11 protein-coding genes and 1 pseudogene are annotated in these 13,031 nt (G+C 71.8%); 8 read left to right on the forward strand and 4 right to left on the reverse strand.

The features are described 5' to 3' along the window. Positions 1-74: 74 nt before the first annotated feature. Positions 75-1,181, reverse strand: coding sequence for a 3-deoxy-7-phosphoheptulonate synthase (locus IEY61_RS18035; protein WP_189045846.1), 1,107 nt, complete (start codon positions 1,179-1,181; stop codon positions 75-77). 294 nt (positions 1,182-1,475) lie between these two features. Here IEY61_RS18035 and IEY61_RS18040 point away from each other — a divergent pair. From IEY61_RS18040 to IEY61_RS18075, 8 genes and pseudogenes are all read left to right on the forward strand, one after another. Beyond that, positions 1,476-2,081: pseudogene (locus IEY61_RS18040) on the forward strand (alkaline phosphatase PhoX); the annotation flags it as partial. A gap of 419 nt (positions 2,082-2,500) precedes the next feature. Continuing rightward, on the forward strand, positions 2,501-3,793 hold the full coding sequence (locus IEY61_RS18045) for a M16 family metallopeptidase (RefSeq protein WP_189045848.1): 1,293 nt from the start codon (positions 2,501-2,503) through the stop codon (positions 3,791-3,793). Continuing rightward, a complete protein-coding gene (locus IEY61_RS18050; RefSeq protein WP_189045850.1) occupies positions 3,790-5,142 on the forward strand; it encodes a M16 family metallopeptidase in 1,353 nt (450 codons plus the stop codon). The genes IEY61_RS18045 and IEY61_RS18050 overlap by 4 nt, the downstream gene beginning before the upstream one ends. A 214-nt stretch (positions 5,143-5,356) precedes the next feature. Further along, positions 5,357-6,379 carry an aspartate-semialdehyde dehydrogenase gene (locus IEY61_RS18055; protein ID WP_189045852.1) on the forward strand — a complete coding sequence of 341 codons (1,023 nt, stop codon included), beginning with the start codon at positions 5,357-5,359 and terminating at the stop codon, positions 6,377-6,379. A gap of 91 nt (positions 6,380-6,470) precedes the next feature. Further along, entirely contained in the window at positions 6,471-6,887 is a 417-nt protein-coding gene (locus IEY61_RS18060; protein ID WP_189045855.1) for a CBS domain-containing protein, read from the forward strand. Positions 6,888-7,085: 198 nt separating this feature from the next. Then, positions 7,086-7,454: an SCP2 sterol-binding domain-containing protein gene (locus IEY61_RS18065; RefSeq protein WP_189045857.1), complete on the forward strand. Its 369-nt coding sequence runs from the start codon at positions 7,086-7,088 to the stop codon at positions 7,452-7,454. Then, positions 7,454-9,514, forward strand: coding sequence for an amylo-alpha-1,6-glucosidase (locus tag IEY61_RS18070; protein WP_189045859.1), 2,061 nt, complete (start codon positions 7,454-7,456; stop codon positions 9,512-9,514). The genes IEY61_RS18065 and IEY61_RS18070 overlap by 1 nt, the downstream gene beginning before the upstream one ends. A 62-nt stretch (positions 9,515-9,576) precedes the next feature. Further along, entirely contained in the window at positions 9,577-10,326 is a 750-nt protein-coding gene (locus tag IEY61_RS18075; protein ID WP_189045861.1) for a lysophospholipid acyltransferase family protein, read from the forward strand. Between the two features lie 115 nt (positions 10,327-10,441). Here IEY61_RS18075 and IEY61_RS18080 read toward each other — a convergent pair whose 3' ends face one another. The 3 genes from IEY61_RS18080 to IEY61_RS18090 all read right to left on the reverse strand — a co-directional run bounded on the left by IEY61_RS18080 (position 10,442) and on the right by IEY61_RS18090 (position 13,025). After that, positions 10,442-11,143 (reverse strand): hypothetical protein, encoded by a 702-nt coding sequence (locus IEY61_RS18080; RefSeq protein WP_189045863.1) that lies wholly within the window; start codon positions 11,141-11,143, stop codon positions 10,442-10,444. A 74-nt stretch (positions 11,144-11,217) separates the two neighbouring features. Further along, the gene (locus IEY61_RS18085) at positions 11,218-11,931 is read right to left on the reverse strand and encodes a response regulator transcription factor (RefSeq protein WP_189045865.1); all 714 of its coding nucleotides are present in this window, start codon (positions 11,929-11,931) and stop codon (positions 11,218-11,220) included. Beyond that, entirely contained in the window at positions 11,904-13,025 is a 1,122-nt protein-coding gene (locus tag IEY61_RS18090; RefSeq protein ID WP_189046001.1) for a hypothetical protein, read from the reverse strand. Before IEY61_RS18090 ends, IEY61_RS18085 begins: the two co-directional genes overlap by 28 nt. Between the last annotated feature and the right edge of the window lie 6 nt (positions 13,026-13,031).

The raw sequence follows: 13,031 nt of genomic DNA on the forward strand, positions 1-13,031 counted from the left end.
TTCCCGTGACAACAACCTCATGATCAACGCGACGGGGGCAGGGAAGGGAGGGGAGGGGGAGGAAGGGGAGGGGGTCAGGCGGGTGTGGGGTCCAGGTGGGCGGAGTGGGTTCGGCGGGTGCGCACGGCGGCGGCGAGGTGAGTGAGGACCTCCTCGGTGGTGTCCCAGCCGATGCAGGCGTCGGTGATCGACTGGCCGTACGTCAGCTCCCGGGTCGGGTCGAGATCCTGCCGGCCGGGTGCGAGGAAACTCTCCAGCATGATCCCGACGATGCCGGACTGCCCGGCGGCGATCTGCGCGGCCACGTCGGCGGCCACCGTGGGCTGGTTGCGGTGGTCCTTGCCGCTGTTGCCGTGGCTGACGTCCACCACCAACCGCTCCGGCAGCCCGGCGGCGCGCAGCAGGTCGAGCGCCCCCGCCACCGACGCCGCGTCGTAGTTCGGCTGCCCGCCACCGCCGCGCAGTACCAGGTGGCCGTCCGCGTTACCCCGGGTGTGCATGATCGCCGGGGTGCCGGAGACGTCGATGCCGGGGAAGACATGCGGCACGCCGGCGGCCCGGATCGCGTCCACCGCCGTGGCGATGCTGCCGTCGGGGCGGTTCTTCATGCCGATCGGCATGGACAGGCCGGAGGCGAGCTGGCGGTGTACCTGGCTCTCCACGGTGCGGGCCCCGATCGCGCCCCACGCCACGGTGTCCGCGATGTACTGCGGGGTGATCGGGTCGAGGAACTCGCAGCCCACCGGCAGGCCGAGGCGCAGCACGTCGAGCAGCAGCGTCCGGGCCATCCGCAGGCCGTTGTTGACGTCACCGGAGCCGTCCAGCCCGGGGTCGTTGATCAGGCCCTTCCAACCCACCGTGGAACGCGGCTTCTCGAAGTAGACCCGCATCACCACCAGCAGGTCCTCGGCGACCCGCGCGGCCGCCTCGCGCAGCCGGTGGGCGTACTCCAGGGCGGCGGCCGGGTCGTGCACCGAGCAGGGGCCGACCACCACCAGCAACCGGTCGTCGTCCCGGTCGAGCACCCGACCGACGGCACGCCGGCCGGCCAGTACGGCCGAGGTCAGGCTGTCGTCGAGGGGCAGTTCGTGGTGCAGCAGGGCCGGGGTGGTCAGCGGTACGACACGGTCGATCCGCTGGTCGATGACCCGGTGGTTGTCCGGGGTCGTCACGGTGGGCATCCTTTCGCCGACCGCACCCGGGGCCGGTGCCCGGGTCGAGCCGGCTGCTCGTACGCGAAAGGGCAGGAACGAAAGCTCCTGCCCGGCCGGCTCGAAAACGGTGACGTCAGATCATGGTGAGGTCACCGGCCTGCGAGCCGGCTGCCTAAACCATCGATACGACCGTGTCACGCCGGTAAGCGTACCCGACGGTGGCCGAACCCTCACCCCCTCGTCGGCGCCGCCTCGTTCGGTGTTCACCCCCGTCGATGAGGCTGCGGGCAGTTCCCATCGAACGTCATCGACCGGAGGTGCGGAATCCGACTGCCCGCCGGATTCACCAGCCGGGTCGTCGCAGCTCCCGCCAGGCGGTGGCCGGCACGTCGTACACCTTCAACGCGGACGGCAGCATCGCCTCGGCGTACCGGATCCTCTCCGGCACCAACCAGAACTGCGCCGGCGGCGTGCGACCCCGACCGCAAGGTGATCCACCTGACCGAGGACGAGAGCAACGGCTGCTTCTACCGGTTCCGGCCGAGGAACTGGGGCAACCTCTCCGCCGGCACGCTGGAGGTGCTGGTTGTGGGCGCCGCCACCAGCGGTCCGGTGACCTGGGCCCCGGTGCCCGATCCCTCGGCAGCGAGCACGTCGACCCGTAACCAGATCTCCGGCGCCAAGCGCTTCAACGGTGGCGAGGGCTGCTGGTACGCCGGCGGCACCTGCTGGTTCACCACGAAGGGCGACAACCGGGTCTGGGCGTACGACGCCGTCGACCAGCGCATCTCCCTGGCGTACGACGATTCGCTGGTCTCCGGCACCGCGCCGCTGACCGGGGTGGACAACATCACCGGTGCCCGCTCCGGCGACCTCTACGTCGCGGAGGACGGCGGCGACATGGAGATCTGCGTGATCACGCCCGACGTCTTAACGCGACGCGTTAAGAAGGGGCCCTTCCTTCCTCGCGTGCCGGCGGTTGGGGTGGGGTATGGGAACGGTATGAGTGATGAACTGAGCGACCAGGAGCGGGTGGAGTCCCGCGCCCACCTGTTGCCGGAGGAGGCTGCCGCCGGCAGCGACGACGCGCAGGCGCAGGCCGACGCGATCCTCACCGAGTCCGACGTCCGGGAGGCCGATCGCAACGCCGCCCCGGACACCGTCCTGGAGCGGCGCACCTCGGATCAGACGGTGACGCCGGTGGAACCCCCCGACTGATGCCCCCACGCCCACCGGCGTTGATCATGAGGTTGGCGGCAGTGACTGCGATCAACATCGCCGCCAACCTCATGATCAACGGGGTGGGGTGCGGCTCGGCGGGTGGGAGATCGGATAGCGTCGGGGCCATGCCCGACAGCGGTTACCCCTGGCCCATCTCGATGACTCGACTGGACAACGGCCTGCGTGTGGTGGTCAGCGAGGATCGCACCGCCCCGGCGGTGGCGGTCAACCTCTGGTACGACGTCGGCTCGCGGCACGAGCCGGCCGGACAGACCGGCTTCGCGCACCTCTTCGAGCACCTGATGTTCGAGGGCTCGATGCATGTGGCGAAGACCGAGCACATGAAACTGGTGCAGGGGGCGGGTGGGTCGCTGAACGCCACCACCAACCCGGATCGCACCAACTACTTCGAGACCGTCCCCGCCGAGCATCTCGAGCTGGCGCTCTGGCTGGAAGCCGACCGGATGGGCGGGCTGGTGCCGGCGCTGACCCAGGAGACGCTGGACAACCAGCGGGACGTGGTCAAGAACGAGCGTCGCCAGCGCTACGAGAACGTGCCGTACGGCGACGCCTGGTTGCGGTTGCTGCCCCTGCTCTATCCGCCGGGCCACCCGTACCACCACGCCACCATCGGTTCGATGGCCGATCTGAACGCCGCCGACCTGGCCACCTTCCAGGCGTTCCACCAGACCTACTACGCGCCGAACAACGCCGTGCTGACCGTGGTCGGCGACACCGGCGTCGACGAGGTCGTCGCGCTGGCCGAGAAGTACTTCGGCGCCCTCCCGGCCCGGGCGGAGATCCCGCCCGCACCCGACGGCCGGGTGGTGCCCGCCACCGGTGTGCCGGCCACCGAGACGGTGGTCACCGACGTGCCGGCGCCGCGGGTGTACGTCGCGCACCGGACCCACCCGTTCGGCAGCTCGGGTTACGACGTGGTGACCGTGCTCGCCACCGTGCTCGGCAGTGGCCGGGGCAGCCGGCTCTACCAGCGGCTCGCCGACGGGGAGCGGATCGCCCAGCCGGATCTGGTCGGGGCGTACGGGGTGGATCTGGCGCACGCGCCGGCGCCGCTGATCGCCACCGCCACCGCCCGTACCGGGGTCGGCGCCGAGCGGCTGGCCGCCGGGCTGGCCGAGGTGGTCGACGAACTGGCCACCGTGCCGGTGACCGCCGCCGAGCTGGACCGCGCGAAGGCGCTGTTGACCACCGCCTGGTGGCGGCAGATGTCCACCGTGGACGGTCGGGCGGACGCGTTGGGCAGGTACGCCACGCAGTTCGGCGACCCGGCCACCGTCGCCGACCGCCTGCCGGCCTGGCTGGCGGTGACCGCCGACCAGATCGCCGAGGCGGCCGCCGAGGTGCTCGCCGCCGACGACCGGGTGACCCTGATCTACCACGCCGAGGAGAAGTCGTGACTCTGATCGCCGATCGTCCCGGTCCGGGTGCGGCCCGCCCGTACCGTTTCCCGCAGGTGGTCCGCCGGGACGTCGCCGGCGGCCAGGTCGTCGCCGCGCACCTGCCCGGGCAGAACCTCGCCGTGGCGTTGCTGCTGCTCGACGCGGGGGCCGGCCGGGAGCCGGTGGGCTCCGAGGGGCTCGGCGGGGTGCTGGCCAAGGCATTGGAGGAGGGCACCGCCCAGCGGGACGCGACCGCGTACGCGCTCGCCATCGAGGCGCTCGGCACCGAACTGGTGACCGGGCTCGACTGGGACACCTTCCAGGCCAGCGTCCAGGTGCCGGTGGACCGGCTGGGCGCGGCCGTGGAACTGCTCGCCGAGGCGGTGCGCACCCCGAAGCTGGACCCGGAGGACGTACGGCGGGTCCGCGACGACGAGGCGACCGCGCTGCGGATGGACTGGGCCAACCCCGGCCCCCGCGCCGACGCGGTGCTGCGCGCCGACCTGTTCGGCGTCGACAACCGGTGGGGCCGCCCGATGTACGGCACCCCGGACTCGGTGGCCGCCCTGGACGTGGAGGACGTCACCGTCTTCCACTCCGAGTGGTTCATCCGGCCCGGGACCCTGGTGGTCGTCGGTGACCTGGACCGGATCGACCTGGACGCGCTAGCCGCGTCGGCGTTCGCCGGCACCGTCGGCGGGCCGGTGGACCGGGGCGCGCCGATCGAGGTGCCGTTGCACGCCAACCGCCGGATCATCCTGGTCGACCGGCCCGGCTCGGTGCAGTCCACGCTGCGCCTCGGTCACCCCGCACCGCACCGCGCCCACCCGGACTACGTGCCGATCGCCCTGGCCGGCACGGTGCTCGGCGGCGCGTTCACGTCCCGGCTGAATCACCTCATCCGGGAGGTACGCGGCTACACGTACGGCATCCGGGGTGACTTCGCCTCGTCCCGCCGGTTCGGCCGGTTCGCGGTCAGCTCCGGCGTGCAGACCGCCGTCACCGCACCGGCCCTGGTGGAGGCGGTCGGGGAGATCGCCCGTACCCAGGCCGGCGGGGTGACCGAGGACGAGCTGGCGGTGGCCCGGTCCTGGCGGGCGGGGCAGCTCTCGGTCGAGTTGCAGAGCCCGCGGGCGATCGCCGGGGCGCTGACCACCCTGGTGGTGCACGACCTGCCCGACGACTACCACGCCCGGTTGCGCGAGTCCCTGCTCGCCGCCGACGTGGCGCAGGTGTCGGCGGCGGCCGCCGCCCACCTGCACCCGGAGTCGCTGACCCTGGTCCTGGAGGGAGACGCCGCGCTGATCCGCGACGAGTTGGCCGCCACCGGCCTCGGCGACCTGATCGACCACGCCCCGACGGCCTGACCCGCCGTGTCGGAAGTGTGATGTTGGTCGCGGTGGTGGTGGGGTGGGACTGAGAAGTTGCGGCGGGGGAGGGTGACGAGGCCGGTTCTTCCGCCGGATCCGACCGATCGCGGGCCGGCTGTTCGCCGGGCGGCGGCCCGAGCCGGTCGGTGTCGGGCCCGGGCGGTGGGAAACCGTTCCCGGTGGACGTGCCGGGCTGGGTAGCCTCGCGGGCATGAGGATCGGCATTGTGGGGGCCACCGGCCAGGTCGGTGGCGTCATTCGGCAGGTGTTGGCGGATCGGGAGTTCCCGGCGGAGCAACTGCGGCTGTTCGCGTCGGCCCGTTCGGCGGGGCGTACGCTGCCGTGGCGCGGCGAGGAGGTCACCGTCGAGGACGCGACCACCGCCGACTACTCGGGGCTGGACATCGTGCTCTTCTCCGCCGGCAAGAGCACCGCGAAGGAGCTGTCGGCGCGGGTGGCCGCCGCCGGGGCGGTGGTCATCGACAACTCGTCGGCTTTCCGGATGGACCCGGACGTGCCGCTGGTCGTCGCCGAGGTCAACCCGCAGGCCGCCGCACGCCGGCCGAAGGGGATCATCGCCAACCCGAACTGCACCACGATGGCCGCGATGCCGGTGCTGCGCCCGTTGCACGCCGAGGCGGGGCTGATCAGTCTGGTCGTCTCGACGTACCAGGCGGTTTCCGGTGCCGGGCTGTCCGGCGTCGCCGAGCTGGACGAGCAGGTCCGCAAGGTCGCCGAGAGCGCCTCCGGGCTGGCCTTCGACGGCGCCGCGGTGGACTTCCCCGCCCCCCGCTCGTTCGCCCGGCCGATCGCGTTCAACGTGCTCCCGCTCGCCGGGTCGATCGTCGACGACGGGTCGGAGGAGACCGACGAGGAGCAGAAGCTGCGCCACGAGAGCCGCAAGATCCTCGAGATCCCCGAGCTGAAGGTCTCCGGCACCTGCGTCCGGGTGCCGGTCTTCACCGGGCACTCGCTCCAGATCAACGCCCGGTTCGCCCGGCCGATCAGCCCGCAGCGGGCCCACGAGCTGCTCGCCGACGCGCCCGGGGTGGCGCTGTCGGAGGTGCCGACGCCGTTGCAGGCGGCCGGGCAGGACCCGACCTTCGTCGGCCGGATCCGCGCCGACGAGACCGTCGAGCACGGGCTCGCGCTGTTCTGCTCCAACGACAACCTGCGCAAGGGCGCCGCACTCAACGCCGTGCAGCTGGCCGAGCTGGTCGCCGCCGAGCGCTAGCGAGGGCGCCGCCACGGCCTCCCGCCACGGGCGTTACTGGTCGGGGCCGTCGGGTAGACGCATGGCTGCCCTACACCGAGAGGGAGGCACCATGACAACGGTCGGAGAGTTCATGACGACCCGGTTGGTGACCATGGACGGCAACGACACGCTGGTCGCGGCGGCCCAGGAGATGCGTGACTCCGCAATCGGCGACGTGGTGGTGACCGACGGCGACAAGGTTGCCGGCATCGTCACAGACCGCGACATCACGGTCCGGGGCGTGGCGGAGAACATGGACCCGGACACCACCCGGCTGAACCAGATCACCACCAAGGAGGTGGTGACGGTGAGTCGGTACGACGACGCCGTCGCCGCCGCCGACCTGATGCGGACGTACGCCGTACGGCGGCTGCCGGTGACCGAGGACGGCCGGCTGATCGGCCTCGTGTCAATGGGCGACCTGGCGGTCGAGCGCGAGCCGCAGTCCGTGCTGGCCGACGTCAGCGCCGACGATCCCAACAACTGATCCGTCCCGTAGGCGAGCCGGCTTCCCGATCCCGGGGGGCCGGCTCTCGCCACTTCCAACCCGCCGGGGAAGTGGGCTCACCCGATCCGGGCGAGATTGATCCCCCGCCGGGCGGGCACCCGTCGTCGGACGCGAGGAAGCCGGTCGGCGCAGCAGACGCCCGCGGCCGGCCGGAACCGACGGGGAGGACAGGAGCCGATGGCGGACGCGACCATGCGGTTCTTCGAGGACCTCGACCAGCGGGGGTACGACCCGCTGCTGGCGAAGATCTCCGGGACCCTGCGCTTCGACCTGCATGAAGGGCCACAGACCACGCACTGGCTGGTGCGCATCGACCGGGGCAGGATCCAGGTCAGCCGGCAGGACATGGAAGCGGACACGGTGATCGGTGCCAGCCCCGCGATGATGGAGGGCATGGTCACCGGCCGGGAGAACGGGCTGGCGGCGCTGCTGCGCGGGGACATGACGGTGAGCGGTGACGCTCGCCTGATGGTGGAACTGGAACGGATCTTCCCCGGGCCGCCGCACGCCCAGGGGCCGCGCTGGTACGGGAAGGGGGTGCGCTGATGGCGGCGTCCGACACCGTCCGGATCCTGGACGGCAACACCTTCGTCGTCTCCGAGTCCACCGGAGACATCGAGGCCACGCCGACGGAGCCCACCGGGCTGTTCTCCATCGACACCCGGTTCCTGTCGAAGTGGATCCTCACGGTCAACGGCGAACGGCTCCACGCCCTCTCCTACGACGATCTCCAGTACTACGAGGCCCGTTTCTTCCTGGTGCCCGGAGTGGCCACGCATTACATCGACGCGAAACTGTCGATCATCCGGGAACGGAGCGTGGGTGGCAGCTTCCGGGAGAGCATCACCATCCTCAACCACGACGAGAAGGCGGTCGACCTGGAGATCAGGGTCGACGCCGGCGCCGACTTCGCGGATCTGTTCGAGGTCAAGGACGAGATCCTGAACAAGAAGGGCGAGATCTACACCGAGGCGGCGCCGGACCGGCTACGCCTGGGCTACCGACGCGGGAACTTCAACCGGGAAACCATCATCTCCTCCTCCGTTGCGGCGCGGTTCGACCGCGACGGGTTCGCGTACTCCATCCACCTGGAACCGAACGAAGAGTGGCACACCTCCATCGACGTACAGACTCGGGCGCTCGGTCCGGGCGGCCGGGACCTGCGGATGGGGTTGCAGGTGCACGGCGCCGAACGGCTCGCCCTCCAGCAGGACCTGGCGGAGTGGATCGCCAACGCGCCGAAGGTGAACAGCGAGCACGGGGAGATCTGTGACACGTACCGGCGGTGCCTGATCGACCTGGCCGCGCTGCGCTTCTCGCCGCTGTCGCTCGGTGGCCAGACGCTGCCGGCTGCCGGCCTGCCCTGGTTCATGACCATGTTCGGCCGGGACAGCATCCTGACCTGCCTGCAAACCCTGCCGTTCACGCCCGACCTGAGCCGCACCACGCTGCGGATCCTGGCCGCGCTCCAGGGCAGCCGGTTCGACGACTTCCGGGAGGAGGACCCGGGCCGGATCCTGCATGAGATGCGCTACGGCGAAACCGTCGCGTTCGAGGAGCAGCCGCACTCGCCGTACTACGGTTCGGTGGACGCCACGCCGCTGTTCGTGGTGCTGCTCGACGAGTACGAGCGGTGGAGCGGCGACGTCGCGCTGGTCAAGGAGTTGGAGCAGGAGTGCCGCCGGGCGTTGCGGTGGATCGACGAGTACGCCGACCTGGTGGGCACCGGCTACGTCTGGTACCAGCGGCGCAACACCGAGACCGGGCTGGACAACCAGTGCTGGAAGGACTCGTGGGACTCGATCTCGTACGCCGACGGCACGCTGCCGCCGTTCCCCCGGGCCACTTGCGAGGTGCAGGGGTACGCGTACGACGCGAAGGTGCGCGGGGCGCGGTTGGCCCGTGAGTTCTGGGACGACCCGGCGTACGCCGAACAGTTGGAGCGGGAGGCGGCGGCGCTGAAGGAACGGTTCAACCGGGACTGGTGGGTCGCCGACGGCGGCTACTACGCGCTCGCGCTCGACCCGGACGGACGGCAGTGCGACGTGCTCAGCTCCAACATCGGCCACCTGCTGTGGAGCGGGATCGTCGATGAGGACCGGGCCGAGCAGGTCGCCCAGCACCTGATCGGTGAGCGGCTCTTCTCCGGTTGGGGGGTGCGGACGCTGGCCGAGGGGGAGGTCCGCTACAACCCCATCGGGTACCACAACGGCACGGTCTGGCCCTTCGACACCTCCTTCTGCGCCTGGGGGCTACGTCGGTACGGCTTCGCGGAGGAGGCGGCCATCATCGCCAACGGGATCCTCGGCGCTGCCCGGTACTTCGACGGCCGGTTGCCGGAGGCGTTCGGCGGCTACCCGCGTGAGCAGACGAAGTTCCCGGTGGAGTACCCGACGGCGTGCAGCCCGCAGGCGTGGTCGACCGGTGCGCCGCTGCTGCTGCTGCGTACCATGCTCGGCTTGGAGCCGCACGAGGGGCACCTGGCGGTCGAGCCCCGGCTGCCGGCGGGCATGGGCCGGATCGAGCTGTTGGACATCCCGGGCCGCTGGGGCCGGATGGACGCCTTCGCCCGGGGCCGACTGGACCTGCACCGGCTCGCCGAGTGACCGATCCGGCCCGGGGTTCACGTCCCTACCGGCGCGTAACTTACCCGGGATAATGTTCCGGCATGCCGGAACTCGTGTATCCGCCCGTGATCGCCGCCGCCAAGACGATGTTCCGGGTTCTCGACCTGAAGCTCACCGTTGAGGGCTCGCATCATGTGCCGCGCGCCGGCGGGGCGGTGCTGGCCAGCAACCACGTGAGCTACCTGGACTTCATCTTCTGCGGCCTGGGTGCGCTGGAGTCGGGGCGGCGGGTCCGGTTCATGGCGAAGGACTCGGTGTTCCGGCACCGGGTGTCCGGGCCGCTGATGCGCGGGATGCGACACATCCCGGTGGATCGGCGCGCGGGCGCCGAGTCGTACGCCGCCGCGGTGGCCGCGCTGCGGGCCGGCGAGGTGGTCGGGGTCTTCCCGGAGGCGACGATCAGTCGCTCCTTCACGGTCAAGGAACTCAAGAGCGGTGCCACCCGGATGGCCCGCGAGGCCGCCGTCCCGGTGCTGCCGGTGGCGCTCTGGGGCACCCAGCGGTTGTGGACCAAGGGCCGCCCGCGCACGCTCACCCGCCGGCACACGCCGATCACCGTGTTGGTCGGCGAGTCAATGGATCCCGCCGCCTATCCGGACGCCGCCGCGATGAGCGTGGAGTTGGGTGAGCGGCTGCACGCGTTGGTCGAACGGGCCCAGCGGGAGTACCCGGACCAGCCGACCGGGCCGACGGAGCGCTGGTGGCTGCCGGCGCACCTGGGCGGCACCGCACCCACGCCGGAGCAGGCCGCCGCCCTCGACGCCTCCGCCCACCGCCCCCACCCCGCCTGACCACCCCACCCCACCCCCGCCCCCGCCCTCCGCCCCGCCGATCTTGGACTTTGTGTCGCCGCATAACTGGCAAAAGGCCCCAAAGCGGCGACCGAAACTCCATGATCGGCGGGGGTTACTGCTGGCCCGACGCCGCGCTGTACGACAGGTGGTCGGCGTGTCGTGGGCGGTAGTAGTCGTCGCGGGAGTGGAACTCCACCGGCAGCGAGCCGGGCAGGACCACCCGCGCCTGGTTGGGGCGCGGCGCGACGAAGGTGAGCCGCGACAACGCGTCGCGCTCCGGCGGGGACAGATCCACCAGCTCGGGCCGGGCCAGCCGGAACGCGGCCACCGCCCGGCGGATCTGCTGGCTCAGCTCGTCGACCTGCGGGCTCGGCCCGATCAGCGCGAGCGCGGGCTGCTGGATGGTGCGCAGCGCGTCGCAGACCACCAGCACCCGGGCGGGAGCGTCCTCGGTGGCCGGCACCGACTCCAGCCGGGACGGCCACTGCCAGCGGACCTGTCCGCTCACCAGCGCCGGCATCCGGCGTCCGCGGCGATGTCGGGCACCGACGAGACCCAGCTGCGAGCCGGTGCTGGCGTACGCCATCCGGCGGTCGGTGACGGTGAGGGCGACCGGGGCGGGCAGCGCCCATCGCAGCCAGGTCTGGCTCGGGCCGAGCAGGTGACCCGCCACGTGCAGCCGGTGGCGCCCGAGCACCCGCTCACCGTCCTCCGGCACCAACTCGTGCCGCCGGTCCAGCAGCGGGCCGGTGCCGTCGTCCGCCGCGTCGAAGCGATGCGGCGCGATGAAAAAGGGGGACGCGTCATGGTGCATCGTCACGGACCTCCGGTTCGGACGGCAGCTACGGACGAGCTTCGCCCAACCCGACATCCGTGTCATGACGCCCGTTAGGGGGTCGGCCAATCGGTCGCCGCGTGTGACCGGTAGATGCCGATCTCCTCCGGTCGGATGAGCCCGTCCTCGATCGCCCGCGCGAGCAGTGCCGCCTTCGTCGCCGCCGGCCTGCCCACCCGGCTGTATTTGATCCTCGCCCGGTCCACGTACTGCTTCACGGTGTGCTCGCTGATCCGCATCCGCCGGGCCACCGACGCCTTCGACATGGACTGGAACCACAGCAGCAGGGCTTCGCGTTCCTTGTCGGAGAGCACCGGCCGGTCCGGCCGCGAATCGCCGACCATCGCTCCGGCCAGCGCGGGTGCCACGTACGGGCGGTCGGCCGCCGCGTCCAGGACGGTCGCCACACAGTGTTCCCGTCCCTCGTGCTTGGCGAGGAAGGCCACCGCCCCGGCATCGAGGGCGGCCAGCATCGTCTGCGGGTCGGAGTGCTCGGAGTAGACCACCACCCGTCGGCCGGCGGTGCTCAGTTCGGCCAGCTTGTCCAACACGATCCGGCCGTGCAGCCGGAGGTCGAGCAGGATGACGTCGGCGGTGGGGGCGGCCCGCAGCACCTCGTCGGGATCGTCACCGGTGGCCAGTACGGCCAGCCGTGGCTCGGTGGCCAGCCAGGCGCGTACCCCGTCGATGACCACCGGGTGGTCGTCCACGATCGCCACACCGACGGGTCGCCCCGGCTTCACCGGTGCCAGCGTGTCTGCGTCCATCTGATCTTCCCGTCCCGTTCGTAGCGGTGCTCGACCTGTCCATCACCATCCTCCGGCGGGGGCCCGTGGGCATCGGGACCCGCCGCATCGGGGGTGACCAGCGCGACCACCACCTCGTCCGAGCTGGAGACGACGGTCAGCCGGGCCCAGTCCCGCGCGTCCGCGAGAACGGCGATGAGCGGGTCGGTCAGGCTCCGGCGGACCTGCACCGGCAGCGGCGGCGGTGTGCCGATCGTGACCAGCTCGATCGGCAGGCCGTTGCGTTCGGCCAGGTCGGCCGCGGCTCGCAGCTCGTGTAGCAGTGGATGGGGTACGTCGTCGGATTCGGCGATCAGCCGGCGTAGCCGGGCGGCGGCGTGGGTGCAGCGCCGCTGCACCTGCGGGTCGGCCGGATCGGCCCGGCCCTGCGCCAACTCGGTCAGCACCTCCCCGGCGGCGGCGCTGACCAGTGCCAGCCGTTCGCGCCGGTCCCGCCGCGCCTGCTCGGCGGCCTCGCGTTCGGCCACCATCGTGTTGGTGGTGGCGGCGGTGGCGGCGCGGTCCCGGGAGAGCGCGGTGAGCGTGGCACCGCCGGCGAAGACGGCCGCGGGCAACGAGGACGTGCCGTAGAGGGCCATGGTGGCGCGGGCCAGATCCGCGGCCTCGGTGGCGCCGTACAGCACGACGGCCGTCAGCCCGGTGCACGCATGGGCGGCCAGCAGGGCGAACAGCCAACGCACCGGCCGTTGCCAGAGGGCCACCACGAAGAACCAGGCGAGCCCGCCCCAGACCCAGTTGGCCGGGCCGAACAGCTGCGAGCGGCCCACCGCGGCGAAGACCGCCACGTCCACGGCGAGCAGCAGCACGGCCAACGGGGGTGCGGGCAGCGCAGCGTCGCGCAGCAGCCACACCCCGGCGAGCCCGCCGAGCACCGCCACCAGCAGCCAGCCGCCGACCACCACCTGCGGCGCCGCCAGCTCCGACCGGGCCGCCAGCACCGCGGGCAGCCCGATCGCCAGGTGCCAGACCAGCGCGATGGTCACCACCCCGATCCGGGCGCCCCGGTCGGAGATCCGCACCACCGCGGCCGCCGCCCGTCCGGCCCGGGTCGCCATGACCAG

It is taken from the genome of Micromonospora sonchi (assembly GCF_014646235.1).
Classification (GTDB): domain Bacteria; phylum Actinomycetota; class Actinomycetes; order Mycobacteriales; family Micromonosporaceae; genus Micromonospora; species Micromonospora sonchi.

Bases quoted from the DNA above. Each gene is read 5' to 3' on its own strand.
- IEY61_RS18035 (WP_189045846.1), bottom strand. From the start codon at position 1,181: ATGCCCACCGTGACGACCCCGGACAACCACCGGGTCATCGACCAGCGG.
- IEY61_RS18060 (WP_189045855.1), top strand. From the start codon at position 6,471: ATGACAACGGTCGGAGAGTTCATGACGACCCGGTTGGTGACCATGGAC.
- IEY61_RS18070 (WP_189045859.1), top strand. From the start codon at position 7,454: ATGGCGGCGTCCGACACCGTCCGGATCCTGGACGGCAACACCTTCGTC.
- IEY61_RS18090 (WP_189046001.1), bottom strand. From the start codon at position 13,025: ATGGCGACCCGGGCCGGACGGGCGGCGGCCGCGGTGGTGCGGATCTCC.
- IEY61_RS18080 (WP_189045863.1), bottom strand. From the start codon at position 11,143: ATGCACCATGACGCGTCCCCCTTTTTCATCGCGCCGCATCGCTTCGAC.
- IEY61_RS18055 (WP_189045852.1), top strand. From the start codon at position 5,357: ATGAGGATCGGCATTGTGGGGGCCACCGGCCAGGTCGGTGGCGTCATT.
- IEY61_RS18085 (WP_189045865.1), bottom strand. From the start codon at position 11,931: ATGGACGCAGACACGCTGGCACCGGTGAAGCCGGGGCGACCCGTCGGT.
- IEY61_RS18065 (WP_189045857.1), top strand. From the start codon at position 7,086: ATGGCGGACGCGACCATGCGGTTCTTCGAGGACCTCGACCAGCGGGGG.
- IEY61_RS18045 (WP_189045848.1), top strand. From the start codon at position 2,501: ATGCCCGACAGCGGTTACCCCTGGCCCATCTCGATGACTCGACTGGAC.
- IEY61_RS18075 (WP_189045861.1), top strand. From the start codon at position 9,577: ATGCCGGAACTCGTGTATCCGCCCGTGATCGCCGCCGCCAAGACGATG.